This window comes from Pseudoxanthomonas sp. 68-E7, from assembly GCF_057773145.1.
This window is the reverse complement of sequence record NZ_JBYMTI010000001.1, coordinates 250,165-274,944: the sequence shown is the minus strand read 5'-3', so window position 1 is coordinate 274,944 and position 24,780 is coordinate 250,165. Positions and strand designations below refer to the sequence as shown.

At 66.6% G+C, this 24,780-nt stretch carries 29 protein-coding genes; 17 read left to right on the top strand and 12 right to left on the bottom strand.

The features are described from left to right. Positions 1-24: 24 nt before the first annotated feature. Positions 25-312, bottom strand: coding sequence for a hypothetical protein (locus AC3DE2_RS01310; protein WP_295376385.1), 288 nt, complete (start codon positions 310-312; stop codon positions 25-27). Positions 313-526: 214 nt separating this feature from the next. Between AC3DE2_RS01310 and AC3DE2_RS01305 the strand changes: the two genes are divergently transcribed. The 4 genes from AC3DE2_RS01305 (at position 527) to AC3DE2_RS01290 (ending at position 2,344) form a co-directional block, all read left to right on the top strand. Beyond that, positions 527-955 carry a VOC family protein gene (locus AC3DE2_RS01305; protein ID WP_295376382.1) on the top strand — a complete coding sequence of 143 codons (429 nt, stop codon included), beginning with the start codon at positions 527-529 and terminating at the stop codon, positions 953-955. 63 nt (positions 956-1,018) lie between these two features. Then, entirely contained in the window at positions 1,019-1,333 is a 315-nt protein-coding gene (locus AC3DE2_RS01300) for an ArsR/SmtB family transcription factor (protein ID WP_295376380.1), read from the top strand. Then, the gene (locus tag AC3DE2_RS01295) at positions 1,330-1,692 is read left to right on the top strand and encodes an SRPBCC family protein (RefSeq protein WP_295376378.1); all 363 of its coding nucleotides are present in this window, start codon (positions 1,330-1,332) and stop codon (positions 1,690-1,692) included. Before AC3DE2_RS01300 ends, AC3DE2_RS01295 begins: the two co-directional genes overlap by 4 nt. Positions 1,693-1,735: 43 nt before the next feature. Then, positions 1,736-2,344: an ATP-dependent Clp protease proteolytic subunit gene (locus tag AC3DE2_RS01290; RefSeq protein ID WP_295376376.1), complete on the top strand. Its 609-nt coding sequence runs from the start codon at positions 1,736-1,738 to the stop codon at positions 2,342-2,344. A 16-nt stretch (positions 2,345-2,360) separates the two neighbouring features. Here the strand turns inward: AC3DE2_RS01290 and AC3DE2_RS01285 are convergent, their stop codons facing one another. The 6 genes from AC3DE2_RS01285 to AC3DE2_RS01260 all read right to left on the bottom strand — a co-directional run bounded on the left by AC3DE2_RS01285 (position 2,361) and on the right by AC3DE2_RS01260 (position 6,429). Beyond that, positions 2,361-2,774, bottom strand: a complete 414-nt coding sequence (locus AC3DE2_RS01285; protein ID WP_295376375.1) for a hypothetical protein — start codon at positions 2,772-2,774, stop codon at positions 2,361-2,363. Between the two features lie 81 nt (positions 2,775-2,855). Beyond that, the gene (locus AC3DE2_RS01280) at positions 2,856-3,275 is read right to left on the bottom strand and encodes a DUF6970 domain-containing protein (protein ID WP_295376372.1); all 420 of its coding nucleotides are present in this window, start codon (positions 3,273-3,275) and stop codon (positions 2,856-2,858) included. A gap of 367 nt (positions 3,276-3,642) precedes the next feature. Next, a complete protein-coding gene (locus AC3DE2_RS01275) occupies positions 3,643-4,053 on the bottom strand; it encodes a CBS domain-containing protein (protein WP_295376370.1) in 411 nt (136 codons plus the stop codon). A 286-nt stretch (positions 4,054-4,339) separates the two neighbouring features. Beyond that, positions 4,340-4,969: an FMN-dependent NADH-azoreductase gene (locus tag AC3DE2_RS01270; protein ID WP_488424722.1), complete on the bottom strand. Its 630-nt coding sequence runs from the start codon at positions 4,967-4,969 to the stop codon at positions 4,340-4,342. A 216-nt stretch (positions 4,970-5,185) separates the two neighbouring features. Continuing rightward, entirely contained in the window at positions 5,186-5,926 is a 741-nt protein-coding gene (locus tag AC3DE2_RS01265; protein WP_488424721.1) for an anti-sigma factor family protein, read from the bottom strand. Then, entirely contained in the window at positions 5,923-6,429 is a 507-nt protein-coding gene (locus AC3DE2_RS01260; protein WP_488424719.1) for an RNA polymerase sigma factor, read from the bottom strand. The genes AC3DE2_RS01265 and AC3DE2_RS01260 overlap by 4 nt, the downstream gene beginning before the upstream one ends. Positions 6,430-6,566: 137 nt before the next feature. On the opposite strand from AC3DE2_RS01260, the gene AC3DE2_RS01255 reads away from it, so the two are divergent. Then, positions 6,567-7,664 carry a catalase family peroxidase gene (locus AC3DE2_RS01255; protein WP_488424717.1) on the top strand — a complete coding sequence of 366 codons (1,098 nt, stop codon included), beginning with the start codon at positions 6,567-6,569 and terminating at the stop codon, positions 7,662-7,664. Beyond that, a complete protein-coding gene (locus AC3DE2_RS01250) occupies positions 7,661-8,254 on the top strand; it encodes a cytochrome b (RefSeq protein ID WP_488424715.1) in 594 nt (197 codons plus the stop codon). Before AC3DE2_RS01255 ends, AC3DE2_RS01250 begins: the two co-directional genes overlap by 4 nt. Positions 8,255-8,290: 36 nt before the next feature. Here AC3DE2_RS01250 and AC3DE2_RS01245 read toward each other — a convergent pair whose 3' ends face one another. Together AC3DE2_RS01245 and AC3DE2_RS01240 are read right to left on the bottom strand one after the other, a co-directional pair. Beyond that, the gene (locus AC3DE2_RS01245; RefSeq protein WP_295374506.1) at positions 8,291-8,701 is read right to left on the bottom strand and encodes a hypothetical protein; all 411 of its coding nucleotides are present in this window, start codon (positions 8,699-8,701) and stop codon (positions 8,291-8,293) included. A gap of 1,173 nt (positions 8,702-9,874) precedes the next feature. Further along, positions 9,875-10,720 (bottom strand): N-acyl homoserine lactonase family protein, encoded by an 846-nt coding sequence (locus AC3DE2_RS01240; RefSeq protein WP_488424714.1) that lies wholly within the window; start codon positions 10,718-10,720, stop codon positions 9,875-9,877. 153 nt (positions 10,721-10,873) lie between these two features. On the opposite strand from AC3DE2_RS01240, the gene AC3DE2_RS01235 reads away from it, so the two are divergent. From AC3DE2_RS01235 to AC3DE2_RS01215, 5 genes are all read left to right on the top strand, one after another. After that, the gene (locus AC3DE2_RS01235) at positions 10,874-11,242 is read left to right on the top strand and encodes a VOC family protein (protein ID WP_295379837.1); all 369 of its coding nucleotides are present in this window, start codon (positions 10,874-10,876) and stop codon (positions 11,240-11,242) included. Between the two features lie 149 nt (positions 11,243-11,391). Then, positions 11,392-12,135, top strand: a complete 744-nt coding sequence (locus AC3DE2_RS01230) for an RNA polymerase sigma factor (protein WP_488424712.1) — start codon at positions 11,392-11,394, stop codon at positions 12,133-12,135. A 9-nt stretch (positions 12,136-12,144) separates the two neighbouring features. Then, entirely contained in the window at positions 12,145-12,489 is a 345-nt protein-coding gene (locus AC3DE2_RS01225; protein ID WP_488424710.1) for a hypothetical protein, read from the top strand. Then, positions 12,486-12,959 carry a DUF2231 domain-containing protein gene (locus AC3DE2_RS01220; RefSeq protein ID WP_295379844.1) on the top strand — a complete coding sequence of 158 codons (474 nt, stop codon included), beginning with the start codon at positions 12,486-12,488 and terminating at the stop codon, positions 12,957-12,959. Before AC3DE2_RS01225 ends, AC3DE2_RS01220 begins: the two co-directional genes overlap by 4 nt. A gap of 72 nt (positions 12,960-13,031) precedes the next feature. Then, positions 13,032-13,295 (top strand): DUF6522 family protein, encoded by a 264-nt coding sequence (locus tag AC3DE2_RS01215; RefSeq protein WP_488424709.1) that lies wholly within the window; start codon positions 13,032-13,034, stop codon positions 13,293-13,295. A gap of 141 nt (positions 13,296-13,436) precedes the next feature. Here the strand turns inward: AC3DE2_RS01215 and AC3DE2_RS01210 are convergent, their stop codons facing one another. Continuing rightward, positions 13,437-16,541, bottom strand: coding sequence for a TonB-dependent receptor (locus AC3DE2_RS01210; RefSeq protein WP_488424708.1), 3,105 nt, complete (start codon positions 16,539-16,541; stop codon positions 13,437-13,439). Between the two features lie 479 nt (positions 16,542-17,020). On the opposite strand from AC3DE2_RS01210, the gene AC3DE2_RS01205 reads away from it, so the two are divergent. Both AC3DE2_RS01205 and AC3DE2_RS01200 read left to right on the top strand, forming a co-directional pair. Next, positions 17,021-17,890 carry a helix-turn-helix transcriptional regulator gene (locus AC3DE2_RS01205; protein WP_488424707.1) on the top strand — a complete coding sequence of 290 codons (870 nt, stop codon included), beginning with the start codon at positions 17,021-17,023 and terminating at the stop codon, positions 17,888-17,890. A 51-nt stretch (positions 17,891-17,941) separates the two neighbouring features. Beyond that, positions 17,942-18,457 (top strand): hypothetical protein, encoded by a 516-nt coding sequence (locus AC3DE2_RS01200; RefSeq protein ID WP_295379852.1) that lies wholly within the window; start codon positions 17,942-17,944, stop codon positions 18,455-18,457. 9 nt (positions 18,458-18,466) lie between these two features. On the opposite strand, the gene AC3DE2_RS01195 is transcribed toward AC3DE2_RS01200, so the two are convergent. Next, positions 18,467-18,958 carry a hypothetical protein gene (locus AC3DE2_RS01195; protein ID WP_488424706.1) on the bottom strand — a complete coding sequence of 164 codons (492 nt, stop codon included), beginning with the start codon at positions 18,956-18,958 and terminating at the stop codon, positions 18,467-18,469. A 102-nt stretch (positions 18,959-19,060) separates the two neighbouring features. Between AC3DE2_RS01195 and pdxR the strand changes: the two genes are divergently transcribed. Together pdxR and AC3DE2_RS01185 are read left to right on the top strand one after the other, a co-directional pair. Then, the gene (pdxR, locus tag AC3DE2_RS01190) at positions 19,061-20,512 is read left to right on the top strand and encodes a MocR-like pyridoxine biosynthesis transcription factor PdxR (RefSeq protein ID WP_295379857.1); all 1,452 of its coding nucleotides are present in this window, start codon (positions 19,061-19,063) and stop codon (positions 20,510-20,512) included. A gap of 290 nt (positions 20,513-20,802) precedes the next feature. Next, the gene (locus AC3DE2_RS01185; RefSeq protein WP_488424704.1) at positions 20,803-21,975 is read left to right on the top strand and encodes an MFS transporter; all 1,173 of its coding nucleotides are present in this window, start codon (positions 20,803-20,805) and stop codon (positions 21,973-21,975) included. A 15-nt stretch (positions 21,976-21,990) separates the two neighbouring features. Here the strand turns inward: AC3DE2_RS01185 and AC3DE2_RS01180 are convergent, their stop codons facing one another. After that, on the bottom strand, positions 21,991-22,236 hold the full coding sequence (locus tag AC3DE2_RS01180) for a hypothetical protein (protein ID WP_488424703.1): 246 nt from the start codon (positions 22,234-22,236) through the stop codon (positions 21,991-21,993). Positions 22,237-23,070: 834 nt separating this feature from the next. Here AC3DE2_RS01180 and AC3DE2_RS01175 point away from each other — a divergent pair. Both AC3DE2_RS01175 and AC3DE2_RS01170 read left to right on the top strand, forming a co-directional pair. After that, positions 23,071-24,327 (top strand): HlyD family secretion protein, encoded by a 1,257-nt coding sequence (locus tag AC3DE2_RS01175; RefSeq protein WP_488425233.1) that lies wholly within the window; start codon positions 23,071-23,073, stop codon positions 24,325-24,327. 86 nt (positions 24,328-24,413) lie between these two features. Continuing rightward, positions 24,414-24,752: a hypothetical protein gene (locus AC3DE2_RS01170; protein WP_295375669.1), complete on the top strand. Its 339-nt coding sequence runs from the start codon at positions 24,414-24,416 to the stop codon at positions 24,750-24,752. Positions 24,753-24,780 lie beyond the last annotated feature (28 nt).

Here is a 24,780-nt window from a genome sequence, read left to right as displayed (position 1 = left end):
GGCGCGCGGCGTCGTACATGCGGTTCAGCGCAACAGCGCTTTCGGTGCCAGCAGGCGATAGCTTGCGATCACGTGCATGGATACCCGATCGCAATCGGTGTCCGCGTCCCGGCCGATGCCGACGATGTCCGGCCACCATGGCGGCTTGAAGTAAGGGCGCTGGCGGAAGCGCGACGCATCGCCATCGGCCCGCGGCACCCGGGACGTCACCACCGCCAGCGGCCCCGGCGAGGCGGCCGCGCGCGCGTAGGCGGTGGCCGGCCACGCTCGATCATCACCGCGTGGGTGAAGTTGCGCTTGCCGATCATCCACCGCGTTCCCGCCCAGGCCGCCTCTTCATATACCGCCGGCAGTTCCAGGCACAGGACGCGCAGCCGCGCCAGCCTTTCCTGCGGGACCCGTCCGCGCTGCATCGCCATCTCCCCGCCGCCTTGAAACTTCGCGGCAACGGCTTGAAGAAATCGTGAAGCGGCACGCCGCCCGCCGATGCTATAAGACGGCTCCACGCCACCACGGGAGATCCTCCATGGAAACCAACGAACTCCACCGCGGGCGCCTGATCGATCACCTGCAACTGGTGGTGCGCGATCTGGATGCCAGCCGCCGTTTCTACCAGGCTGTCTTCGATGTGCTGGAGATTCCGATGAGCGGCAGCGGCGAAGACTATTTCTGGGCCGACGAGCTGTTCGTGTCCACCGCCAGCAGCGAGGCCGCGCAGGGCGAGCTCACCGGCCGCCACCACCTGGCGTTCCAGGCGCGGGATCGCGCGATGGTGGAGGCCTTCCATCGCGTCGCGCTGGCGCATGGTGGCCGCGACAACGGCGCGCCCGGCGAACGCGCCTACCATCCGGGCTACTACGGCGCGTTCGCGCTGGATCCCGACGGCAACAACATCGAAGCCGTCTACCACGGTGAAGCGAAGCGCAGCGCGCCGTCGGTGAAGGTCACTTTCTAACCGCCCGCCCCGCCCGTGCGAAGGCACTTGCGCAACACATAAGCAGTCGCTAATGTGTTGCGCATGGTCGAAAACGACATCTTCAAGGCCCTGGCCGATCCGACCCGCCGCGCGATCTTCGAGAAGCTGGCGGCGGGTCGCATGAATGCCAGTTCCCTGCGCAGCGGCCTGGACATCAGCCAGCCGGCGATGTCCCAGCACCTGGCCGTCCTGCGCAATGCGGGCCTGGTCCGCGAGGAGCGCGAGGGCCGGTTCATGAATTACGAAGTCGATCCGGACGGTCTCGCACTGATCGCGCGCTGGCTGTCGAAGTACCGCGCCTACTGGCCGGCCCGGATCGATGCCCTGAAGGCGCTGCTGAAGGACATGGACCAATGAACGACTCCGCGACCGAAACGCCAACCGGCGACGCCGGGCTGGTGCTCGAATACGACCTGGATGCGCCGCCGGCCCAGGTCTGGCGCGCCATCAGCATTCCCGCGTTCCGCGAGCAATGGCTGCCGGAAGGCGCCTTGGCCGACGCCGTCCCGGTGTCCACCTCCGGCGAGGAGGAAATCCGCTACCGGGTGCGCGAGGAGGAACCGCCCTTTCTCGAAAGCGTCGTGACCTTCCGGATCCTCCCCAATGAAAATGGCGGCAGCACGTTGCGGATCATCCACGCGCCGCCGGATGCGCGCGGTGCCTCCATCGCGCCGGCCGCCAACGACGACGCTCCCGTGCTCATGCGCGCGGCCTGAGGCCGTGCGTTCCCTCCACCGTCCGGAAACCAGGAGTTCGCGCATGCGCGAAACGATGCAGCTCGTCCCCATGGTCCTCGAACAGTCGAGCCGGGGAGAACGTTCCTTCGACATCTATTCGCGCCTGCTGCGCGAACGGATCATCTTCCTCAATGGCGAGGTCAACGACACCGTCTCCGCGCTGGTGTGCGCGCAACTGCTGTTCCTAGAAGCGGAGAACCCGGACAAGCCCATCCATCTCTACATCAATTCGCCGGGCGGCTTGATCACCGCCGGACTGGCGATGTACGACACCATGCAATACATCAAGGCGCCGGTGCATACGCTGTGCATGGGGACGGCGCGATCGATGGGATCCTTCCTGCTGATGGCCGGCGAACCCGGCGAGCGCAAGGCGCTGGCCAACGCCAGCCTGCATGTGCACCAGCCACTGGGCGGCTTCCAGGGCCAGGCCTCGGACATCTTCATCCACGCCGAGGAGATGCGGAAAACCAAGGAGCGCGTGATCCGCCTGTACGCCGAGCACTGCGGACGCAGCTGCGCGGAAGTGGAGCGCACGCTGGACCGCGACCACTACATGAGTGCCGACGAGGCCATGGAATGGGGATTGATCGATCGCGTGCTCAAGCACCGCGATGCGCAGGCCGCCTGAGACCAGCCCTCCGCGCTCAGGCGCGCAGCACGCCTTCCACGTGATCCCCGAATGCCGCGTGGAGGGCTTCCTGATCGCTGCCCAGCTCGCCGCGCATCCGCTCCGCATCGAGCGGGCGCACGACCCAGTCGTAGCGTCCGCTCCGCCAACCGTTGCGCACGTACTGCGCGACCGCCACGTAATAGCTCGGGCCCGGGCCGACGCAATACCAGAGGGCCGCCAATGGCGCATGATCGCTGTGGCGCGAGACATCGTGGGTCACCCGCTTGACCACGGTGATATCGGCCACCCGCAGCGTCCCGGTCTCGGCCGGAAAGGTTAGCCCGTCGAAAGATCGCTGCAGGAGCCGATCACCGGCCCGGCTGTGCTGGACATGCAGCATCACCACGGCGGCGAAGATCAGGACGGAAGCCAGGAACGCATGGACCATGACGGGACCCGGGGAAGAAACAGGCTGCGAGCTATCTTAGTCCAGCCCATCGTGGCGCGCTCGCCGATGGCCGGGGACGCTTCACGGAGCGCCCAGGCCCGGGGGCGTCGTGGGTGGATCCTGTTGTTCCGGGTGTGCCCACAGCCGGACCGCATCGGTACCCGCATCCATCGGCCGCGGGCACTTTCCATCGCCGGCACCGGTGAAGCCGCCGGACGGACTGCAGATTTCCCTGCCGTTGGCATCCAGCAGTGGATTGAACTGATCGCAGCAGGGTGACACCAGGTAGTACGCCGGCTGGCCCTGGTGGGTGATTCGCCAGATCGTGCTGGGCGCCTGCCGCGCCGGCTGGCGTTCGTAGTCGGTTATCTTCGCGCGCAGCCAATCGGGGAGTTGTGGCGAACCCGCCATGCCCGACCCTGCATCCGTCACTGCATGCAGGCAAGCCACCAGGCCCAGCGGCAACAACAGGCTCGCAACCATGCGCGGAGCCGATTTCATCATCCATTCCAGCTTTCCCAGGAGCACAGAGCCTATCAGTTCGCCTCCCGCACCGGCAGTACTCCCGTACCGGGACAAACAGGGAAACTCGCCTTCACACGCACCGCGCTACCCTCGCCGGGCACTCGGTGCAATCCAACCGTGATCCCGGAGCCTCCGTGCAGCTTCCCGATGGAGCTGCCCGTGATGCGTTATCGTCTTCGCACGCTTCGATCCGCCGTTCTCAGCCTGTTCGCCATGGTTTCGCTGCTCGCGCTGGTGCTCGGCGCATGGTGGTGCATGCAATAGGCACGGAACCGGCCGCACCGTCCGGCGCCGCCGGTCGCGGGTTCCACCGTTTTCCGTCCGCCATCGCGGGCGGGGGACCTCAGTGCGGCGTGGCCACCCCGCGCCCCATGGTCTGCGCGGCGGTACGCTTGGAATGCATCATGTTGGCCAGCGACACGATACCGACCAGGCGCTTGTTTTCGTCCACCACCGGCAAGCGCCGCATCTCCAGATCGGCCATGTTGGTGGCAACCGACTCCACTTGATCGCCAGCGCGGCAGTACATGACTTCCTCGGACATGACGTCGCGCACCGTCTTGCCGGTGATGTCCTTGTCGGTCAGGCCGCGCACCACGATGTCGCGGTCGGTGATCATGCCGATCAACCGGTCGTTCTCGTGCACGGGCAGGCTGCCCACGTCCCGGCTGCGCATGAGTTCGGCGGCGTCGAGCAGGGACTGCTCCGGACGGATGGTCGCCACGTCGCGGGTCATGATCTCTTCGATGATCATCGGATTTCCTCCTCTCGTTGCGGACTTGGCCACCGTAGGCAGCATCCGGTTACGAGAACATGAGGCGGCGGATGTCTCCAGGTCACGGGATTTTCATGGCACCCGGCGCAGCGTTGCTGCGCGCGGCGACCGCCGCGCGTCACCGGAGCCAGCCCATGAACGCGAACCCGCAGTCCCGGCCGCTGGCCGGGCGTGAAGATCCCGCCCCGCAACCCGATCCCCGGCGCGATCGCGAACCGGCGGAAGAAGAGGAGGAATAGCACGGCCACGTCCGCTTGCGCCCGGTTCACGACCGGGTCGCAAGCACCCGTGCCCGCGCGATGGCATCCTCGCGCACCCGCGCAAGATGATCCGGGTCGGTCAAGGTAGGTGCCAATGCGATCTCGCCTGCCGGTTCGATGCCGAGGAAGCGCAACCATTGGCGCAGGTAGGGCTTCTGGAAATCCTCGTACTGGGTGACCGCACCTTCGGAGAAATCGCCCGCGCTGGAATACATCAGGAAGGCGCGCTTGCCGCCCAGCAGCGGCTGGTAGCCTTCGCCGCGCGACCAGCGCCAGTTCTGCCCGGGCAGGGTCACGATGTCGATGTAGTGCTTGAGCCGGTACGGCAGGCCGTAGTTCCACATCGGCACGCTGAAGACGTAGACGTCGGCGGCGTTGAACTGCCGCGAGACCTGCACCGCGCGATCCCACTGCGCCTGCTGTTCCGGGGTGGCGTCCTGCGCGCGCAGCACCGCGAACTTGGCGGCGATCATCGACGCGTCGAACTCGGGCAGGTCCAGATTCCAGACATCCACCGTTTCATGCGTGTCGTCGGGATGCGCGTTTTTCCAGGCGTCGAGGAATGCGTTTGCCAGCGCTTTCGAACGGGAACCCTCGCCGCCGGGCGAGGCACTGACGTGGAGTACATGGGTCATGCAGGTGTCCTTGTGCGGTTCGCCGCATCGGGTGGGGAGCGGCATTCTTGGGAGCCCGCTCGCCATCGCACAAGTACGCACTTTGGGGTAACCGCCCCAAGGGGCGGCACCTGGCTTCCACATGCCATCGCGCCAGGCAGGCATCGGCCCCGTTTGAAAAAGGGGGACCACGGGAGATTTGCTTTTCGCCAGGTCCCAGCAGCAACATCCCCCGGATCAACCGCCCCGCAGCAGCGGCGCGATCTCGCGCATCCTGCCCTGCGTGGCCGGGCCGACCAGCGCGAACGCGGTATCGCCTTCGGCCCAGTACTGCGCCAGCAACCGGCCGTCGCGACGTTCGCCCGTGGTGTTGCGTGGCGTGCGCGGCCGCAGATACAGGCCGATGCGCGCACCGTGCGCATCCTCGTAAACCAGCATCGCCGCCGCGCCTTCCGTCGTGGACAACAGGCGCCCCGCCTGCAAACGGAAGCCCTGCGCGCTCAGATCCGGCATCTCTCCGGCCGCGCCGAAATGCGTGCGCAGCCATGGCTTCAATGCTGCCGGCGCGATGTCGCCCGCGACCGCCCCGCCGTCGCTGGCGAACAGGCGATACGCGGCCACCGCGTCTGCCATCGGCAGTTGCTCCTTCATCAAGCGCATGTCGCGCCACTGCCAACCGGCGATGCCGCCCACCCCCAGCGCCAGCAGGCAACTGGCGGCAATGCCCAGGCGGGCGCGGCGCCTGCGGCGCAATTGCGCGCGCAGGCGATGCGGCTGCAACGCGGCCGGCACGGCCGGCTCCAGATCCCGGGCCCAGCCTGCGCGCAGTGCTTCCGCATCGTGCTTCCACGCCTCGATCCGCGCCGCCTGCCCGGGCTGTCCGCGCAGCCATTGCCGCACCATCTCGTGGCGCTCCGCGGCCAGGCGTCCATCGACGTAGGCGTGCAATTCTTCTTCGGTGGGAGACCAGCGATTCATTTGAGTACCCTCAGGGTGCGGGGCGACGGGGTGTCATCGGTCAGCGCGCGCAGCCTTTCGCGCGCGCGCGACAGCCGCGACATCACCGTGCCAATGGGCAGGCCAAGCATGTCCGCCGCCTCGCGATAACTGAAACCTTCCACGCTGACCAGCAGCAGTAGCGCGCGATGATCCGGCGGCAACCGCGCGAACGCGGCCAGCACCGCCTGCCCCTCATGGATGCGCTCGGGCGAGGGCGACGGGTCCACGGGTTCGGCGCCAAACAGCTCCATCACCCGCTGCCAGCGTCGCGCGCGCCGGTGTTCGGTCACGAACTGGCGATAGACGATCGCGAACAGCCAGGCCTGCAGGGCCTCGTCGTCGCGACGCGAATCCCAGCGCCGCAGCGCGCGCTCCAGCGCCGCCTGCACGATGTCGTCCGCGCCATCGCCAGCCAGCGAGCGCGCGAAGCGCCGCAGCCGGGGCAGGAGCGCGCTCAGGCGCGGGTCGTCGGAAGCATCCATCGTCATCGTTTCGGCACGGGTCCTGGCGTAAGACGCACCCGATGCCCGGATTATTCCATCCGCATGCGCAAGGAGTGGCGGGAATAAACCGGCCGCCCGGGGCGTCTTATTCCCAGTCCCATCGCCAGGAGCCCACCGTGAGCCCCCCTTCATCCCCTTCTCCCCGCACCGGCGGACGCCGCGGATGGCCCTTGCTGGCCATCGGCGCGATCGCCGCCGCGCTGGCGGCCGCGTTCGCCTGGACCGCCGGCTGGCTGGGCGGCGCTTCCCGCCTGACCGCCTCCGCCATGACCAATGCCATCGAAGCCAATGGCCCAGCGCATCCGGGCTTCCGCCGCGCCCATGCCAAAGGCGTGTGCGTCACGGGCGTGTTCCGCAGTTCCGGCCAGGCCGCCGCACTCTCCTCGGCGCGTGTATTCCGCCAGGCGGAAACGCCGGTACTGGGCCGGATGTCGATCGGCGGGGGTGACCCGCACGGCGTCGACGCGCAGGCACGCGTGCGCAGCATGGCGCTGCTGCTGCGCAGCGACGACGGCCAGCAATGGCGGATGGCGATGAACAGTTTTCCGTTCTTCGTCGTCGCCACCCCGCAGGGCTTCCACGCGCAGACGCTCGCCTCGCGGCCGGATCCGGCCACCGGCAAACCCGACCCCGCGCGCATGGCGGCGTTCGTGGCGCAGTACCCGGAAGCGCGCAAGTTCCTGGCCTGGGCCAAGTCGGCACCGTGGTCCAACAGCTGGGGCAACACCCGGTACAACGGCGTCAACGCCTTCCGCTTCATCGCCGCGGACGGTCACGAACAGGCCGTGCGCTGGTCGATGCGGCCACACCTGGCATTCGCGCCGTTGAGCCCGCGGCAACGCGAACAGGCCGACGCCGACTTCCTCGCCGAAGACCTGGCGCAAAGGCTGGCGCAGGGCCCCCTGCAGTGGGATCTGGTGCTGACCCTGGCCGCACCCGGCGACCCGGTCAACGATCCTTCGCAACCCTGGCCGGACAGCCGTGCGCAGATCGTGGCCGGTACGCTGTCGCTGACCGCCGCGCAGCCACAGGCCACCGGCGCCTGCCGCGACATCAACTACGACCCGCTGATCCTGCCCACCGGCATTCGCGCCTCGGACGACCCCATCCTGGCCGCGCGCTCGGCGGTGTATTCGCAGTCGTTCAACCGCCGCGAGCGCGAAATCGGCCGCGGACAGGCACCCGAAGCCATCGGCAAGGGAGGTGCGCGATGAACCGCCCCGCCTCCTTCGACATCATCGCGCGGGTGCTGCACTGGACGATGGCACTGATGATCCTGGCGATGCTGTTCATCGGCGTGGCCATGGTCGCCTCGGTGTCCGAGCGTCCCTGGTTGATCGCGCTGCATCGCCCCCTGGGCGCGGCCATCCTGCTGCTGGCGATCTGGCGGCTGGTCCATCGCCTGCGCCATCGCCCGCCCCCGTTACCGGACGATCTTCCCCGCTGGCAGGCCTTCGCCGCGCTGGCCTCGCACTGGCTGCTGTATGCGTTGATGCTGGCAATGCCGCTGATCGGCTGGGCCATGCTGTCGGCGGGCAACTATCCCATCGTGCTGTTCGGCGGCGTGCAGTTGCCACCGTTGCTGGCGCCGGACCCTGCCCTCTACGCCTGGCTGCGCGACGCCCACGGCTGGGGTGCCCGCCTGCTGTTCGCCACCGTGCTGCTGCATCTGTCGGCGGCGCTGTACCACGCCTGGGTGCGCCGTGACGGCGTGTTCGCGAGCATGGCGGGAACGCACATGGCAGGAACGCACACGTCAGGAGCGCGCAAACACGTGCCCGCCGAACCGGACAGCGACACCTGATTCAGGCGCAGGGAGGCGGTGATACGCCGCCTCCGCTCAGGGCCGGACTTTCTTCCACTCCTCGAATTCGACCCGCTTGCCGTCCTTCCACCGCTCCAGGCGCCACACATCGCCTTCCACGCGATACCGGAACGAATACGTGCCGCCGTTCTCGGCTGCGAATGACCGCTGCGCCAGCCTCTCGGTGTATTGACCGCCTTCGGCTTCGTACCGTCCCGCACCGCCCGCCCAGAACTTGTCGCCGGTCTGCATGGTGAAGGAGAACCTTCCATCGGCCAGCACTTTCTGGCCGTTGAACTTCATTTCCGCATAGTCCTTCGTCTGCCCGTCCTCGGTGACGTACTCGCCGCCCTGGAGTTCCCAGGCGCCTTCGAGGGTTTTGTCGTTGGCAAAGGCGGGGGGGATGGCGAGGAGGGTGATCAAGGCGGCGGGAAGTTTGGGCAGCATGTCATTCCTTGTGATGGTTTCCCGGAATTCCAGGGAGGGCGGATGGCCATCTTCCCATCGTCCTTGCACAGGTTCCAATAGCCCGCGCAGGGGTTGTTTCTGGACCCGTACGCTTCTGGTTGTTGAGGCGCTTGCGCGGTGTTGTTATTGGTATTCACAGATGGTGCGCTCGCCGCGGGGCGTCCCTTTCTTTGCTTGTGCAAAGAAAGGAACCAAAGAAACACACCCCTGGCGGCGTGCCCTGCGCTTCGCTCCGGGTCCGCAATCGGTCCGGGAATTTCCGGAAGGGGCATCCTGCCCCTGCCAGAAACGGCGCACATCCCTGTGCGCCGCCCTGCGGGTTTTACCCGGCCCGCTTGCCACGCCTGAACGGGGGCCCGAAAGGCCAAAGCAAAAGCAGGGCAACAGCAACGGCAGAGCAGAAGCCTGCGGCCGGGACTGGCTGCCCTGGCCTTGGCCTTGGCTTTTGTTCTTGCTTTGTAGGGGCCCCATCCGCAGCGGTGGCGACGGTGGGTAAACCCGAAGGGCGCCGCGCACGACGCGCGGCGTTTTGGGTCGGCACAGGGATGTGCCGTCCCAAAATTCCCACCGGCGACACGAACCCCAACGGCAAAGCCGTTGGGGCGCGAGGACCGGGGTGTGCTTTCTTTGCTTACTTTCTTTGCACAAGCAAAGAAAGTAAGGCCCCGCGGCAAGCGCACCATCTGTGATAACCGACGCCATCGTCGCGCGTCAGCGCCCGACAAAGACAAGACCATAGACTTTGCTGCCACTTCCCGAGGTCTCCCCTCCGCAGCGATGGCGTCGATCTGAAAACCCGCAGGGCATCACGCACGACGTACCGCCTTTCGGGTCGGTACACGGATGTCCCGTACCAAAAATCCCCATCGGCGACACGAACCCCAGTCGCTTCGCGGCAAACGTTCCATCTGTGGATACCGAGAGCATTACCGCGCGCGAGGCGACCGCCGGCAACGTGGGAACAACCACCTTCCGAGCCGCACGCGCTGGCTCAAAGCAACATCACGATGGATCCCGGCCTTCGCCGGGATGACGACGAAAAAGAGCGCACCCAGTCGTGCATCTCTCCGAATTAATCCAGTCCCGCATCCCGTCGTCCCAGCAGGCTGGGACCCATTCTGCACCCGGCGCCATCCCGCCAGGAAAAGACCCTTACTCCGCCCCCTCCGGAAACACCGGCAGCTTCCCCACATCCGCTTCCTCGTGCTGGATGATCACCGTCGCCTTGAGATTCTTCGCCAGTTCGGCGAAGCGGTCCATCGAGGCCAGCGACTGCGCGCGACCGGTGTTGAACGAGGGCACGCCATGGGTATCGAGATTCTCGTGCAGATGCACCACGTCACCGGACAGCAATACCGGCCCACGCTTGGACAGGTTCACCAGCAGGCCATGATGGCCCGGCGTGTGCCCGGGCAGGTCCAGCATCACCACGCTGCCGTCGCCGAACACGTCGAGATCGCCACGCACCTTCTCCACCTTGGCGTCCTTGCCCAACCAGGGCATGAACTGCTTGGTCCGCGCCTCGTGGCCCGGCGTGCCCAGCACCGCGTAATCGCCGGCACCGATCAGCAGGGTCGCCTGCGGGAACTCCGCAGCCTGCCCGATATGGTCGAAGTGGTAGTGGCTGATGCCCACCCTGGAAATCTGCGCGGGTTTCACCCCGATTCGCGCCAACTGCTCCACCACCGTCGTGGAAAGCGCGGTGGAATCCTCCTTGCCGCGAACCAGCGGCTTGCCCAGGTATTCGCGCGAAAGGCCGGTGTCCCACAGCAGGTACTCGTCGCCATGCCGGATGAGGTAGCAACTGCCGACGAACAGTTTGCTCTGGCCCACATAGGCGCGGGTATCCGACAACTCGTCCAGGTTGTAGGTCCACAGCTGCCCGCAGTCCAGCCGCCACAACCGCAGTTCCGGCCGCGGCGCGGCGTCGGCGGCGAACAGGGGAAACGGCAGCATCAGCAGGGAGGCAACGGCAAGGCGACGAAGACACGCTTTCACGAGGACTTCCTTCCAGGGGGCCGGACCGGCGCCGCAGTATGCGTCATCGGAAGGCGCATCGGCGGCCCCCCCCTGCGAAGCGATTCCAGGTGTAGGGTAAGCCCCGGCCCCACCGTTTCCACCTCGATGGCCAGGCGGCCTCCGGAGGCGAACATGCCCATCACTGGCGTCATCCCGCAGCTGCGCACCACCGACCTGCGCGCATCGCTCCGTTTCTATGTCGACATCCTGGGTTTCCAGGTCGCGTTCCACTATGCGGACTTCTACGTCGGCATCCGCGCCGGCGCGCAGGTCTTCCATCTCAAACAGGTGGACGAACCCGACCCGTCCATCGCCTGGGTGGAGGACGGCGGCCACTTCCACCTGTATCTGGAAACCGGGGACGTGGCCGCGTTCGTCGCCGGGCTCAAGGCCCGCGGCGTGCCGCTGGTCAAGGACGTGCACGAGACGCCCTGGAACACCCGCGAGGCCATCCTCCAGGACGACCAGGGCCATACGCTGTACCTGGGCGAGCCGCTTTAGCGGCACCGTCTTCACGCCTCCACGCCGCCATCCGCCCCGCGGGCGCAGGGTGTCCCCACTCCCCGCCCCAACCCGTTTTCCACGGGTGCCGCCACGGCGCGGGAACCTCGCGGCCACTCGTGCATCCGATGGGTAAGAGAGGAGATTTCATGAGCCCTGTTCATACCCCGCTGGCGCTGGACTACGCCGCCCTCGACGATGCCGCCCTGGTTGGCTGGGTGCGGCGCGGCGACCGCGAAGCCTTCCGCCAGGTGATGCGGCGCTGCAACCAGCGCCTGTTCCGGGTCGCGCGCGGCGTGGTCAACGACGACGCCGAAGCCGAGGACGTCGTCCAGGAAGCCTATGTGCACGCCTACGAAAAGATCGACGGCTTTCGTGGCGAGGCCTCGCTGCTCACCTGGCTGACCCGCATCGTGCTCAATGCCGCCTACGGGCGCCTGCGCCAGCGCCGGGCCACGGTGGACGTGGATCAGATCGAAGCCGCACAACACGAGGATCGCGTGGTGATGTTCCCTTCCCGTTTCGGCCACGAGGATCCCGCCGCGACCGCCACCCGCGCGCAGATCCGCGTCCTGGTCGAACACGCCATCGACGCACTGCCCGAACCGTTCCGCATCGTGTTCGTCCTGCGCGAAATCGAGGAGTGCACGGTGGAGGAAACCGCCGCCGCGCTCGACCTGCGCGAGGAAACCGTGAAAACCCGCCTGTACCGTGCGCGCCGGCAACTGCGCGCGGCCCTGCAGGACACCCTGGCGACGACGCTCACCGATGCCTTTCCCTTCCTCGGCTCCCGCTGCGATCGCATGACCGACGAAGTGTTGAAGCGGCTGGAGGCGTCGCCGCCGGGACCATCCGCTTCCGGCGATGCCGATGGCTCGCCCACCACCCGCTAGGAGACCACCATGCTGACCGCCGCCCTGATCGTCTTCGCCATCGCCGCCGTCGGCGGCCTCGTCCTGGCCAGCCGCGTACTGCGTGGCCATCTCGCGCCCTGGACGATTTCCATACTGCACGCGCTGCTCGGCGCGAGCGGGCTGATCCTGCTGATTCTCACCGTCGTGCAGGGCGACGCGCCCGCGCGCGCCACCGCCGCCCTCGCCATCCTGATCCTCGCCGCGCTGGGCGGATTCTTCTTGGCCTCGATCCACCTGCGCGGCCGGGTCGCGCCCAAGGCGGTGGTGTTCGTGCATGCCGGCGTCGCCGTGGTCGGCTTCCTCACCCTGCTGAGCGCCGTGCTGGCCGTATGAAACACCCGCTGCATCCCGCGCTGGTCCATTTCCCCATCGCCTGCTGGACGCTGGCGACGCTCGCCGATGTCGGCAGCCGCTGGTGGGGCGAACCGGCCTGGCGCTTCGCCGGTGGCCTGCTGCTGATTGGCGCGGTCAGCGCGCTCGCCACCATGGCGGCGGGATTCGTCGAGCTGATCAAGATTCCCAACGACAGCCCCGCCCTGCGCGTCGCCAACCGCCATCTGCTGATGGCGGTCATCACCTGGAGCTGCTACACCGCCAGCCTGATGCTGCGCGTGCACGGCAAGACCCTGCATGCACCCGACACCCTCGCATTGGCCCTGGGCATCGCCGGCTTCCTCGCCCTGTGCGCCACCGGCTGGCTGGGCGGCACCCTGGTGTATACGCACGGGGTGGGCGTGCAGCGCGAGGACGCCGACGATTCGCGCTCTCCTGGACTCCCACGACCACGCCACAAACACGGCTAGTCCGGTCTTGATGCAGGTCAAGACCCGCGACATCGACTCCGGGCGACAATGCATCGTCTCCGGAGCCGCGCCATGACCACCCTGCCCCTGTCTTTCCACTCCAGCCGCAACACGCCGCCCATCGAAGTGGACGGCGCCGCGGTCGCGCGCGCACTGAACCTGGACGTGGCCGCATTCCGCCAACTGATGGACGCCGAGAAGATCACCGTCCTGTGCGAGCGCGGCACCGGCGAGGACGAAGGCACCTGGCGCGTGAGTTTCTACCACGACGGCCGTCGCGCGCGCTTCGTGGTGGATGCGCAGGGACGGATTCTCGACACGCTGGCCACGCCATGACCGCATGACGCCACGCCCGACGATGCTCACCGCGCGTCCACCTGGAGATCCAATCCATCCAGGCCCACTCGCCCGCCTGATCGCGGGCGGCACGCCGCATGGCCGTCCGCGGACGGCCATGCTTTTCCGCCTTGCACCCGATCAGAAGTCGTACTGGACCATGAAGCGCACCGAACGCGGTGCCTGGAACGAGAGCGGCAACAGATAGGTATCCAGCGGGATGCCGGTGGATCCGTCCTCGGCGCCTTCGCTGACTGACGTGACCTTCTGTTCGTTGAATACGTTGAACACGTCTACCTTGAACTGCAACCCCTTCGCCCACGCCGGCGCGTAGCGCAGGTTGAGATCCAACTGCCGCGTCCACGGCAGGCGTCCCTTGGTGCCGCGCGGGAAGGCCTGCACCGGATTGGCCGGATTGCCGTCCGGCCCCAGAGCCTGGCCGGCCTCAGTGGTGCCGCAGCGCATGAACGAGGAACCATAGGGATGGAACCCGGATCGGCTCGGCCAGGGCGCATACACGCCGAAGCAGTTGAGCGGGCGCCCGGACTGCAGCACCAGGTTGGCGCCGATCGACCATTCCTCGTTGAACTCGTAGTTGCCGAACAGCTTCAGGCTGTGGCGGCGGTCGTTGGGCAGATAGCCGAAGGTATCCGTGGTCAGTTCGATGTAGTCGAAGTCCTGGGTCGTATTGGTGTTCGCCTGGCCGATGTCGGACTTCACCCCGCCCTCGGTATTGCCCCGGCTGCGGCCATAGGTATAGGAACCCTGGAAGAAGAACCTGTCCCAACTGCCGTCCATGAACAGTTCGATGGCACTGTAGGAGCGTTTGGCTTCCGGCGACAGGCGCGAGCCTTCCACCCGCACCGGGGTGAGGTTGCCGTCGCCGTACAGATCGGTCATGAACACCGCGTCCTTGCCGGGATTGAAGATGCGGCAGTACGGGAATCCCGCGCCCGGCAGTGCCGCGGCGCGGCCCTGCGCATCCAGCCAGCCGTCTTCCTCGTCCAGGTGGAAACCCGCCGATTCCAGGATGGCGGTGTAGTCGCAGTTGTCGTCGATGGCCGCCTTCAGCTTGCGGTAGATGCCGCGCACACCGAGATTCAGGTGTTCGGTCAACGCGGCCTGGAAGCCCAGGATGAACTCGTCCTGGTACATCGGGTCCAGGTCCTTGGCCGCGATGGTCAGCGGATTCTTCGGTTCGCCGAATTCACCGTTGATGTAGGTCAGGTCGCCTTCCGGCGTCAGCCCGGCGGGCGCTCCGGTGATCGGATCGACACTGGTGAAGCGGAACTCCTGGCGGGTGAACACCGAGGCCGAGGCGCCGCGCGTGGCCACGTCGGCGGTCAGCGGCAGCGCGTAGCGGCCGGCATTGCCGAAGATCTTCAGGGTGGAATCGCCGTTGACGTCCCAGGAGAAGCCCAGCCGCGGACCCAACTGGTTCTCGACCTTGACGAAGCTGTTGCCGAAGCCGTCGCGGTTGTCGAAGGTATCCCAGCGCAGGCCCAGGTAGGCGATGAAGGTGTCGGTGACGTTCCAGCTGTCCTGGAGGTAGAAGGCACGCTGCTTGATTTCGTTGGACGAGCCCTGGTTGACGATCTGCTCGCGCACGACGTCGTACTCGTCGCCCGTCTCCGGCTGCCCGTCCGTGCCGTTGTTGGTCGCATAACGCCAGGTCCGGCCGCCTTCGATCGAGGTGCCGGCCACCGACTCGTAATTGTCGATGTCGATACCGAACTGCAGGCGGTGGGTCGCCAGTTGCCATTCCGCATCCACCCGGAACTGATGCCGGGTGTCCTCGTTGTTGGCGGCCTGGATGGCGCCGCCGGTGATGTTGCAGGTGCTGACGTAGGGCAGTCCGCCACTGGTCAGGTCGCGACGGTACTGCGGGCGCGCGTCCACGATCAGCGGGCAACCGCTGGCGGGCTGTTCAAGGTTGCCGCCGTAGCGGACATCCTGCCCGTCGGCGGTGCGCAGATGCTGGGCGCGCGAGGACTTGCCCAGGCCGGCCAGCGCCGACAGGGTGAAATTGTCGGTGAGGTACCCGGTGTACTTGAGGATGTAGTTGTCGCCGCCGGCCTCCTGGAAATTGGTGCCGATCAGCGCCTGCCGGTCCAGCCGGCCCACGGTATTTCCGTACACCGAGGTCTCGACTTCCCGCTTGTCGGAAATGCCGGTGAATTCCAGCAGATGGTCGTCGGTGATCTGCCAGTCCAGCTTGACCACCCAGTTCGGCGTCTTGGTGACCGCGCTGGTATTGGTGCTGGCGATCACGCTGTTCCAGGTATCGGCTTCCTCGCGCTGGTACTGGACCAGACCGTAGGCGAACAGCCGGTCCTTGATCAGCGCGCCGCTGGCCCAGACCGAGGCGGTGGCCTGCCATTCCCGATCGCGCGCATTGTCTTCCTGCACCTGTCCCAGGCTGCCGGGCACCAGCGGATTGGAATAGTGGACGTTCCTGGTTTCCTCGCGCAGCGACTTGGGCTCGTAGAACACGTTGGCGCCGGCATGGAACTCGTTGCTTCCGCGCTTGGTGATCTGGTTGAGCACGCCGCCCAGCGAGCGCCCGAACTCGGCGCTGTAGCCACCGGTCTTGACCTGCTGCTCGGCAATCGCCTCGAACGGCACCTGGGTGAAGTTCAACCCGCGGAAGGTGTTGGTGATGTTGAAACCGTTCACGTAGTACTGGTTCTCGGCTACCGACGAACCGCCGAACGAGGCCAGGTTGCCGAATGCCGCATCGCCGCGCACCGTGCCCGGCGCCAGCAGCGCCACGCTGGTGGCGTCACGGGCCACCGGAATCCGCGCGATCTGTTCGGCGGTCAGGATGGTGGTGGACTCCACCGAGGACACGTCGATCGGATTGACCGCGCTGGAGCCCACCACGGTCACCGCATCCAGCGTGGTCGCCCCGCCACCGCCGCTGGCGACGAGATCGGCGGTGGTCGCGGTGCCCACGCTGACACTGACCGTGCGGGTGACACCGCCGGCGTTGGTCACCGTGTATTGGCCCGTGGGTAGCGCGGAGAAACGGTAGCTGCCATCGCTGCCCACCGTGACGCTTCGGCTGAAGCCGGTGGCGGGATTGGTGATGGTGATGGTTTCACCGGCCGTCGCGCGTCCGGTGATGGCGCCGGACGTATTCGATTGCGCATACGCGCCGCCGACGAAGCACACGCCCAGGGCGGTGCTCAGGGCGCTGCGCTTCAGTCCCCGACAAAGACGATGCATGTTCCGGTGGATGCTCATGGTTCGCACTCTCTGGTTCTCCTGCAGATCAAGGATCACGATCACGCGAGTCGCGTGATGCGGCGAATCAGGTGCCGGTCTCCCCCACGCCTGACGCGAGGAGGCTAACGATCCCTTTACTTTCGGGATGTGCGGAAATTGAGCATTGCGCCGCGTCCGCTCCGGACGAGTCCGCTTCGGTGTTCGCCATCTGCGCCATGGGTCGCAACCCGCGCACAGGATTTGCGCGAGGACGGCACAACACCCGGCGGCGTTTTTACGCAGGATTCAAGGCGCCGAAGCACCTCTCTCTCGCTCCGGCCCGAAGGCCACGATCGCCAATCGTGGCCTTCCTTGTTTCCGTGCATCCCGCCGCGACCGCGATTGGCCTCCTCGCGCGTCATCCGATTGGTTCTGGGTGCGACGCCCGCCGCGTCCTAGGGTGTGGCCGTTGCCGCCGCGGCATTCCGCGCACGCCGGCATGACGAGAGAGTGCCGCCATGATCGAACTCATCCCGCACCGGTTGCGCCAGTTCGGCCAGCTGGATCTGCAACGCGAACCGGCGCATGGACTGCACGTCGTCCTGGCCCAGGGCCGGGGCAGCCACCTCGTGGTACCCGCGCAATGGATGAGCCTGTGCTGGTCCATTCGCGGAGGCCTCTGCCTGCAATCCGGCGATCTGGAATGGCGGCTTCCGTCCGGTCACGGCCAGGCATGGGGCGATGGCGTGCTTCGCTGCCGCAGTGCCCGGCCGCAGGGCTGGCTGGTGGTCACCGGCGCACGCCATGCCTGGCCGGAGATGCCACCGCAGCAACGGGAAGGAGCACCGCTGCTGCCGTGGCAGGCGCGGATTCCGCGCATGCTCGCCCATGACCTGATCGTGCTCGCGGCAACCGCCCGCGATCGACCGCGCGCATCGCCGGAGACTGCCCTCGCCACCCTGATGGAGAACATCGCGCACTGGCAATCGGATCTGCACGACCGGCTGGCGCGCTGCGCCGGCCGTACGCAACCGCTGCGGCATCAGGCCATGACCCGGCTGCTGCGCGTCCGCCACGCGATTCATTGCGATCCCGGCCAGCGCCTGGACCTGGACGTGCTCGCCCGGTTGGCCAGCTACTCGCCCTGCCACCTGCTGCGCATGCATCGCCGGGTGTTTGGCCAGACACCGTTCGAATACGCATCACGCCTGCGCGACCAGCGTGCGCTGGAACTCATCCGCGAGACCGATCTATCCATCCTGGACATCTCGCTGCGGCTGGGCTTCGAGAACCAGAGCGCCTTCTGCCGCGCGTTCAAGGCCAGCTTCGGTGCCACGCCGACGGACATCCGCCGGCATTCGCTGGCACGGGCGCAACGGGCCGCCTGAGCGGCGTTCGGCTGCTGATCACGCTTACCCACCATCACGAGGGAAACGGCAATGCATCACGGGGATTCACGCGTTTCAAACTGGCCGCGGGTCGGCCTGGGCACGCTGGTGGCGGGAATGGCCGATCTGGTGTTCGCCGTGGGGTTCTGGTGGCTCAGCCATGACGTTCCGCCGATGCGCATCCTGCAATCCATCGCCGCCGGCTGGTACGGCGAAGCGAGTTTCGCTGGTGGCGTTCAGACCGCGGGCGTGGGCGCGCTGTCGCACTTCGCCATCATATTCCTGTTCATCGCCGCCTACCGGCAGATGGCCATGCAGGTGGCCGTGCTGCGGCGTCGCCCGGTCGCGATGGGCGTGGCCTACGGCCTGTTCCTGTACCTGCTGATGAATTTCGTGGTGCTGCCGCTGTCGGCCGCGGGCATGGCCAGTTTCAGGCATGTTGGCTGGGTTGCCGCCAGCATCGCCATGCACGCCATCATCGGCGTGCTGTGCGCGCGCTATGCGCTGGCGCCACGTGCGCCGGGCGACGCGGGACTGGCGCCCGGCCCGGCGCGCCCACCGATGTGATGGTGATCGTCAGTGCGCCTGGATGCGCGCCAGCAGCGCGGCGGGAATGCCGACCAGGGACACGTAAGCCGCCACGCAGATCGCATGCCACTGCCACGCGTGCGCGGCCGGCGTCGCCGCGCTGAAGTGCGGCACGAACACCAGGAAGATCAATCCGTACATCGATGCGCCATACAGCGCGCCCGCGCCGAGCGGACGATGCAGCAGGATCGGGAACCACCGCGCCAGCAGCCGGTAGGCGCCCATCACGCCCGACAGCACGCCCGCATACAGCACCGCGCCGAGCGCGACCGTGGCCGCGCCCCCCGTGAACGCCGCCGGCCCGAGCAGCCATGCGGCAATCGACTGGAAAATCCGATCCGGCGCCACGCCCCGCGCGCCCCAGTAAGCGGCCGCGACCGCCAGATCCAGCATCGCCGCGGCGGTGCCGCCCATCACCGGCCAGAACAGCGTCGGCACGGCCGGCCGCGCCGGGGCCAGCGTTTGGCTTGGACTGGACATCACGATCTCCCGATTGCCAATTTGGCCCTATCTGAAACAATGCCAATGGCTCCATCAAGGGCCAATCCCACGGGATCTAATAGGGCCATTGGGAGGAACCGGATGCTGACGCAACTGCAACTCGACGGAAATGGTCCCCTGCACGCGCAGCTGACCCGCGCGCTCAAGCAGGCGCTGGCGTCCGGTCAGCTGCGCCAGGGCAGCCGCCTGCCGCCGACCCGCTTCATGTCCCAGCAGATGGGCCTTTCGCGAAACACCGTGCTGGCCGCCTACGAGCAGTTGCGCATCGAAGGCTACATCGACGGCCGGGTGGGTTCGGGCAGCTATGTCACCCTGCCCGCGCGGTCCGCGCCCACGCCGGTGGACGTGCCGCCGCTGCCGCCGCAGACCCGCTTCACCGCGCGCGCCCGCCAGGCCCACGACCAGGACAACCTGCCCGGCAAGCGCGTGCCCGGCGTGCGCTTCTCGTTCCAGTACGGCGCGCCCTATACGCACCCGGCCGTGACCACCGCCTGGGCGCGCGAACTCGGCCACGCCGCCCTGTACACCTCGCCCGGCTATCCGTGGGCGCAGGGCCTGCCGGAACTGCGCCAGGCCATCTGCGAATACGTGCTGCGACGCGGCGTGGAAGCACGCCCGGAGGACGTGGTGATCGTCGCCGGCACCCAGCAGGCGGTATCGCTGTGCGCGCGCGTGCTGTTCGACCCCGGCGATCCGGTCGCCATCGAGGAACCGCAGTACTATGCCGCCCGGGTAATCCTGCAGGCCTACGGCGCGCAGCTGCAGCCGGTGCCGGTGGACGACCAGGGCCTGATCATCGATGCCCTGCCCGCCACCGCGCCGCGCCTCATCTACGCCACGCCCTCCCACCAGTTCCCGCAAGGCGGCACGCTGCCGCCGGAACGCCGCGCTGCGCTGCTGGACTATGCCGCGCGCCACAGGTGCTGGATCATCGAGGACGACTACGACGGCGAGATCCGCTATGACGCGCGTTCCCTGCCCTCGCTCAAGTCGCAGGACGAGCACGGCCGGGTGATCTACGTCGGCACGTTCTCCAAGACCTTGTTCCCGTCGCTGCGGCTGGGCTACCTGGTGGTGCCGCGCGGATTGCGGCGGGACTTCATTTCCGCCAAATGGATGGAGGATTTCGGCGCCTCCGCCATCGACCAGGCCGCGCTGGCCGGCTTCATCACTTCCGGCGCCTGCGACCGCCACCTGCGCCGCTCGCTGGTCGCGCTGCGCGAACGCCGCGACGCGCTGCTGAACGGCCTGCACCGGATGAACGAAGGCCGGCTCAGCTTCATCGACACGCAGGCCGGCATGCATATTCCCGTCTGGCTCAACCACCGCGACCGCGAACAGGGCCACCAGTTCGTCGACCGCGCCCGTCGCATGGGCCTGGGCCTGTACTCCATTTCACCCTACTACCTGGATCCCCCCGATCGCGCCGGCCTGATCCTCGGCTACGCCGGCCTGCCGGTGGGCGACATCGAACAGGCGCTGGACGTGCTGCGGCAGTGCCTGGACGCGGAGTACGGGCCACGCAGGCATTGAGGGTGGACCCGCGCTCCATGGATGGACCACACCGGTTTCCGCCAAGCCGATGAAGGTATATAGTCGCGCACGGTCCTGGCTCACGGGACCCTGACACCACCGGCACGCGGTTCCGCGTCCGCTCCCCTCAAGCCACCACATTGCGGCAACGCGGCGCCCCGCCCGCATTGCGGCCACGACGTTCGTCCACCTCGCACGTCTTCTTTTCTTCTTCCCTGGTTCGCGTCGCCTCGCCACGACACGGCTTTCCTGGCCGCGCGTCTTGTTCCCCTGCCTGCAAGGAGGGCTCCGTGCCTTCACGACTCCTGTTACCCACGTTGGCGCTGGCGGTGTTTTTCGTCGGCGCGTCCGAGTTCATGTTGTCCGCGATGCTGGCGCCGCTGGCGCGTGCCTTCGCGGTTTCGCCGGCGCGGGCGGCGTGGCTGGTGTCCAGTTACGCGCTGACCTATGCGTTGGCCGCGCCGGTGTTCGGGTACCTGTCCGACCGGATGGATCGGCGTCGATGGCTGCTGGCGTCGTTGCTGCTATTGGCGGCGGACCATCTGGCGTTGACACTGGCGCCGAATTTCGGCGTCGCGCTGGCGTTGCGGATGCTGGGCGGGCTGGCGTCGGCGGCGCTCATTCCCACCGCGTTCGCGCTGGTGGCCGATGCCGTCCCCGCGCGGCGGCAATCGGCGGCGATGGGTGCGGTCATGGCGGGGATGACCTTCGGCATCGTGGCCGGTCCGGCGTTGGCAGGCGTGCTGGCGCAAGCGCTGGGCTGGCGCGCGCCGTTCTGGGCGATGGCGGCCGGATGCGTGCTGACTTTCGGCGTCGCCTGCGCTGCGGTGTCTTCGTCGCCGCGCGCATTCCCTGTTCCGAACCCGGGCGCCTTCCGTTGGCTGGGCCAGGGCGAACTGGTGCGGCTGTTGCTCGCCAAGGGACTCTGGAACGGTGCCGCGGTCGCCGGCTTCCTGCTCGCGGGTGAAGTGCTGCGACTCCGGCATGGACTGGGCGTCGCCAGCATCGGTCTGTCGGTATCCGTGTTCGGTGCCGGACTGTTGCTCGGTAATCTCGGCATCGGCGCGTTGCGCCGGCGGCTGTCAGGAGACGAGGCGGCACTGATGGTGGCCTTGTGGCTGCTCCTGCTGGCGATGGGCATGTTCATGGCCGCGCCATTGCCGCTGCCGGCCGGACTCGCCTGCCTGATCCTGTGGGGATGCGCGCTGGGTGTGGCGGCCCCGGCCAGCACCGCCCTGCTCGCCCGCCACAGCGGCCCCGACAAGGGCCAGGTGCTCGCAATCTCCGAAAGCCTCAACAACGCGGTGCTGCTGATCGCCCTGCCGATGGCCGCCGCGCAGTGGGAAGCCTCGGGCGCGAGCGGCGCGCTGCGGGTGCTGGGCCTACCGCTGGTCGCCGCGTTGGGGATGATGTGGGTGCGGGGACGGCGCGCGAACCGAGGTGAGAATGAGGGCGGCAGATGATTGCGCCGCATCGCCCTAATCCGGCACATTGGTCCCGTCACGCTCGCGGATCGCTTTCTCCACCCCCGTACGAACCCCGATCAGATAGTCTTCCATCCCCCAGCGTCGGGCCCTGCCAAACAGCACCTGATACTCGACCTCGTAGTCCTCATCCGTCGAGCAGCGGAGCAGCCGCACGGGAAGATTGTGGAATATACCGGCGAGCTTCCTTGACACTCCGGGTGACTCGGCTGCGCGTATCTCTATGAACGCAAGGCTCATCATCCTGTGCAAAGACTGCCGGTGGATATCCGTACTACTCACTACCTCGCTCCACTGTTATTCATGATTGGAAAGCGCATCCGCTTTCACGGGTCGAAAGCATCAACCTCAACGCGATGACAGCTGCTATCCGCTGCCGGTTGGGCTGGGCCCCGGGCATCTGGGGAAGCGTGGCCTGGATTTGATGCTCCCGTTCTGGACTTCAGTCCGTGCGCGACGGTTGTAAGGGATGGCACGTGCATCGCCATCGGGAAGCAGCACTATCTGGAGGACCGAGCGCGCTCCGCCGCCGTAATAGAGATCCGGGTCAACCCGATAGGACGCAATATCAAGAATGAAACATCGGCTTGCCGTTCCGGAGCTGAACTTCAGCAGGCGATTCCCCGCTTTGTTGAGTTCGAACGCATGCTCGTAGCTACTGATGATGACGACATCCGAATTCCGCACGCTGATGTCGCCACTCGTAGACCGAATCTGTATGTCCGCACCCAGGAAATTGTTGACGATGTAGCGCTCGTCGGGTGGACAGCCCGTCAACAAAAGCGCGACGAAAACCAGAAGCGCTCGTGGCAAGCCACGGCGCGCAAACGAAAGACAGTATCGCGGTTTATACCGAACGCTCTGCCTGGCAGAAATACCGGTCGTATCTGGCATTGCCCCTACCATCCCGGATTCCTTCACTGGTCATGACTCCCCAAGCGGGCCCGCCTATCTTAGCGCCCGAAATCGCTTCTGTGAGAACGCGATCTTTGAACGCTAAACGTCCAAAGTTAGTCGACTTGATCCCCTCAAGCGGGTAACTGTTCTGCGTCGGCTTTCTTGGTGAGCAACACCATGTCGCAGGACCTTTTCCGCAAGGAAGTGCTGGATGCCAAGCGCGCGGGCTGGTTGGGCGGCATCACGCTCAACCAGCCCCTGCGGTCGTGGGTACTGACCACCTTCGCCGGCCTCGCGGCCCTGGCCACCGTCCTGTTCCTGCTTCTTGGCACTTATACACGCCGGTCGCGTGTAGTCGGCCAGCTTGTGCCGGCGCAAGGCATGGCAACGATTCTCTCTCCCGTCACCGGCATCGTCTCCCGCGTCGATATTCCCGAAGGCGGTCACGCCCGGGCAGGCCAGACGATTGCCGTGGTCACCATGCCTCGCGCCACGGTCGCTGGCGGCGATGCCCTGGCGGCCATCGAGGCACGGCTTCGGCAGCGCACCGCAGGCCTGCATTCGTCGCGCGCTGCGCAGCAGGAGCAATTCAATGCCCAAGCTGGAGGCCTGTCCGGGCAGTTGGCGGCAGCCCGCCAGGAGCTGAACCAGATCGAGGCAGAGACGGCCACCCGGCTAGCGCAGATCCGGCTCGCCCAGGAGACCTTGGACCGATTGCGCGGGTTGGAGGAAGACCGTTACGTCAGCCTGTTGCAAATCAAACAACAGGAATCCAGCGTGCTTGCCCTGACAGGGGAAATGCAGAATCTGCAGCGTCAGGCCATCACGACCCGCCGCCTGATCACCCAGCTCGAGCAGGCCACGCACGAACTGCCGGGCCAACGCCGCAGCGGCGAGGCCGCATTCCTGCGCGACCTCGCCCTGCTCGAACAGGAAGGCCTGGAAACCCGGGCTCGGAGCGAACAGGCCATCACTGCTCCCGTCAGCGGTCTCGTCGCCGCGCAGTGGTTCAAGCCCGGCCAGGCGGTGCAGGCCAACCAGCCTTTGATGAACGTGCTTCCCGGTGACGGCCGACTGGAAGCGGAGCTGTGGGTGCCCAGCCGCGCCATCGGCTTCATCGAGCCGGGTGATCACGTCCTGCTGCGGTATCAGGCCTACCCCTACCAGAAGTTCGGCCAGCACCGTGGGAGGGTCAGCCGTATCAGCCGGAGCGCCGGAAGCAGCGATTCCCCGGGTGTGGGCGAGTCCGCCAACGAACCGCTCTATCGCATCAGCGTTGCACTCGACCGGCAAGTCATCACCGCCTACGGAAAGCCCGAGCCACTCAAGCCGGGAATGCTGCTTGATGCCGACGTGCTGGGAGAAAAACGAAGACTTATCGAGTGGGTCTTTGAGCCCATTTACTCCATTCGAGGCACCGTCCTGACGCACTGAAATCCCGCAAGCCAAGCCCGCTCGACCGCCTGTCATCAGATTCCCGGGTGCGTCCCGGATTCACGCGAAGCAAAAAGGAGCTAGTTATGAGAACGCTGACCATGAAAGAACTGCAGATCGTTTCAGGCGGACAGAACGGTGGCGACATTCCACCCAATGTTCAGAAAGAATTGGAAGACGCATACAGGACTGCAAGATCTCAAGGACTAACCCATGCAGAAGCAATGGATGCATGCCGTCTACTGGGTGCAGGGGTGGAATGGGCGACAGGCAGATCCGCACCAGGAATATCCGACGCCATTGATGCAACCTGCAGCAACGCAGCCGACAAATGGACCAGTCTATTGGACAAATCAGTCTCCAAAATCTGCGAGCAGCTTGATGGAGGGACGTGGGATTCGGAAAGCCGGACCTGTATTCGGTAAGCCCCAATAGCCCAACGCCTGCCCATTT

Excerpts from the sequence above, each read along its gene's own strand:
- AC3DE2_RS01170 (WP_295375669.1), top strand. The coding sequence starts at position 24,414 with ATGAGAACGCTGACCATGAAAGAACTGCAGATCGTTTCAGGCGGACAG.
- AC3DE2_RS01175 (WP_488425233.1), top strand. The coding sequence starts at position 23,071 with ATGTCGCAGGACCTTTTCCGCAAGGAAGTGCTGGATGCCAAGCGCGCG.
- AC3DE2_RS01285 (WP_295376375.1), bottom strand. The coding sequence starts at position 2,774 with ATGGTCCATGCGTTCCTGGCTTCCGTCCTGATCTTCGCCGCCGTGGTG.
- AC3DE2_RS01220 (WP_295379844.1), top strand. The coding sequence starts at position 12,486 with ATGAAACACCCGCTGCATCCCGCGCTGGTCCATTTCCCCATCGCCTGC.
- AC3DE2_RS01295 (WP_295376378.1), top strand. The coding sequence starts at position 1,330 with ATGAACGACTCCGCGACCGAAACGCCAACCGGCGACGCCGGGCTGGTG.
- AC3DE2_RS01265 (WP_488424721.1), bottom strand. The coding sequence starts at position 5,926 with ATGAATCGCTGGTCTCCCACCGAAGAAGAATTGCACGCCTACGTCGAT.
- AC3DE2_RS01215 (WP_488424709.1), top strand. The coding sequence starts at position 13,032 with ATGACCACCCTGCCCCTGTCTTTCCACTCCAGCCGCAACACGCCGCCC.
- AC3DE2_RS01250 (WP_488424715.1), top strand. The coding sequence starts at position 7,661 with ATGAACCGCCCCGCCTCCTTCGACATCATCGCGCGGGTGCTGCACTGG.
- AC3DE2_RS01180 (WP_488424703.1), bottom strand. The coding sequence starts at position 22,236 with ATGAGCCTTGCGTTCATAGAGATACGCGCAGCCGAGTCACCCGGAGTG.
- AC3DE2_RS01280 (WP_295376372.1), bottom strand. The coding sequence starts at position 3,275 with ATGAAATCGGCTCCGCGCATGGTTGCGAGCCTGTTGTTGCCGCTGGGC.
- AC3DE2_RS01245 (WP_295374506.1), bottom strand. The coding sequence starts at position 8,701 with ATGCTGCCCAAACTTCCCGCCGCCTTGATCACCCTCCTCGCCATCCCC.
- AC3DE2_RS01270 (WP_488424722.1), bottom strand. The coding sequence starts at position 4,969 with ATGACCCATGTACTCCACGTCAGTGCCTCGCCCGGCGGCGAGGGTTCC.
- AC3DE2_RS01205 (WP_488424707.1), top strand. The coding sequence starts at position 17,021 with ATGATCGAACTCATCCCGCACCGGTTGCGCCAGTTCGGCCAGCTGGAT.
- AC3DE2_RS01230 (WP_488424712.1), top strand. The coding sequence starts at position 11,392 with ATGAGCCCTGTTCATACCCCGCTGGCGCTGGACTACGCCGCCCTCGAC.
- AC3DE2_RS01300 (WP_295376380.1), top strand. The coding sequence starts at position 1,019 with ATGGTCGAAAACGACATCTTCAAGGCCCTGGCCGATCCGACCCGCCGC.
- pdxR (WP_295379857.1), top strand. The coding sequence starts at position 19,061 with ATGCTGACGCAACTGCAACTCGACGGAAATGGTCCCCTGCACGCGCAG.
- AC3DE2_RS01235 (WP_295379837.1), top strand. The coding sequence starts at position 10,874 with ATGCCCATCACTGGCGTCATCCCGCAGCTGCGCACCACCGACCTGCGC.
- AC3DE2_RS01200 (WP_295379852.1), top strand. The coding sequence starts at position 17,942 with ATGCATCACGGGGATTCACGCGTTTCAAACTGGCCGCGGGTCGGCCTG.
- AC3DE2_RS01290 (WP_295376376.1), top strand. The coding sequence starts at position 1,736 with ATGCGCGAAACGATGCAGCTCGTCCCCATGGTCCTCGAACAGTCGAGC.
- AC3DE2_RS01195 (WP_488424706.1), bottom strand. The coding sequence starts at position 18,958 with ATGTCCAGTCCAAGCCAAACGCTGGCCCCGGCGCGGCCGGCCGTGCCG.
- AC3DE2_RS01275 (WP_295376370.1), bottom strand. The coding sequence starts at position 4,053 with ATGATCATCGAAGAGATCATGACCCGCGACGTGGCGACCATCCGTCCG.
- AC3DE2_RS01210 (WP_488424708.1), bottom strand. The coding sequence starts at position 16,541 with ATGAGCATCCACCGGAACATGCATCGTCTTTGTCGGGGACTGAAGCGC.
- AC3DE2_RS01260 (WP_488424719.1), bottom strand. The coding sequence starts at position 6,429 with ATGGATGCTTCCGACGACCCGCGCCTGAGCGCGCTCCTGCCCCGGCTG.
- AC3DE2_RS01225 (WP_488424710.1), top strand. The coding sequence starts at position 12,145 with ATGCTGACCGCCGCCCTGATCGTCTTCGCCATCGCCGCCGTCGGCGGC.
- AC3DE2_RS01305 (WP_295376382.1), top strand. The coding sequence starts at position 527 with ATGGAAACCAACGAACTCCACCGCGGGCGCCTGATCGATCACCTGCAA.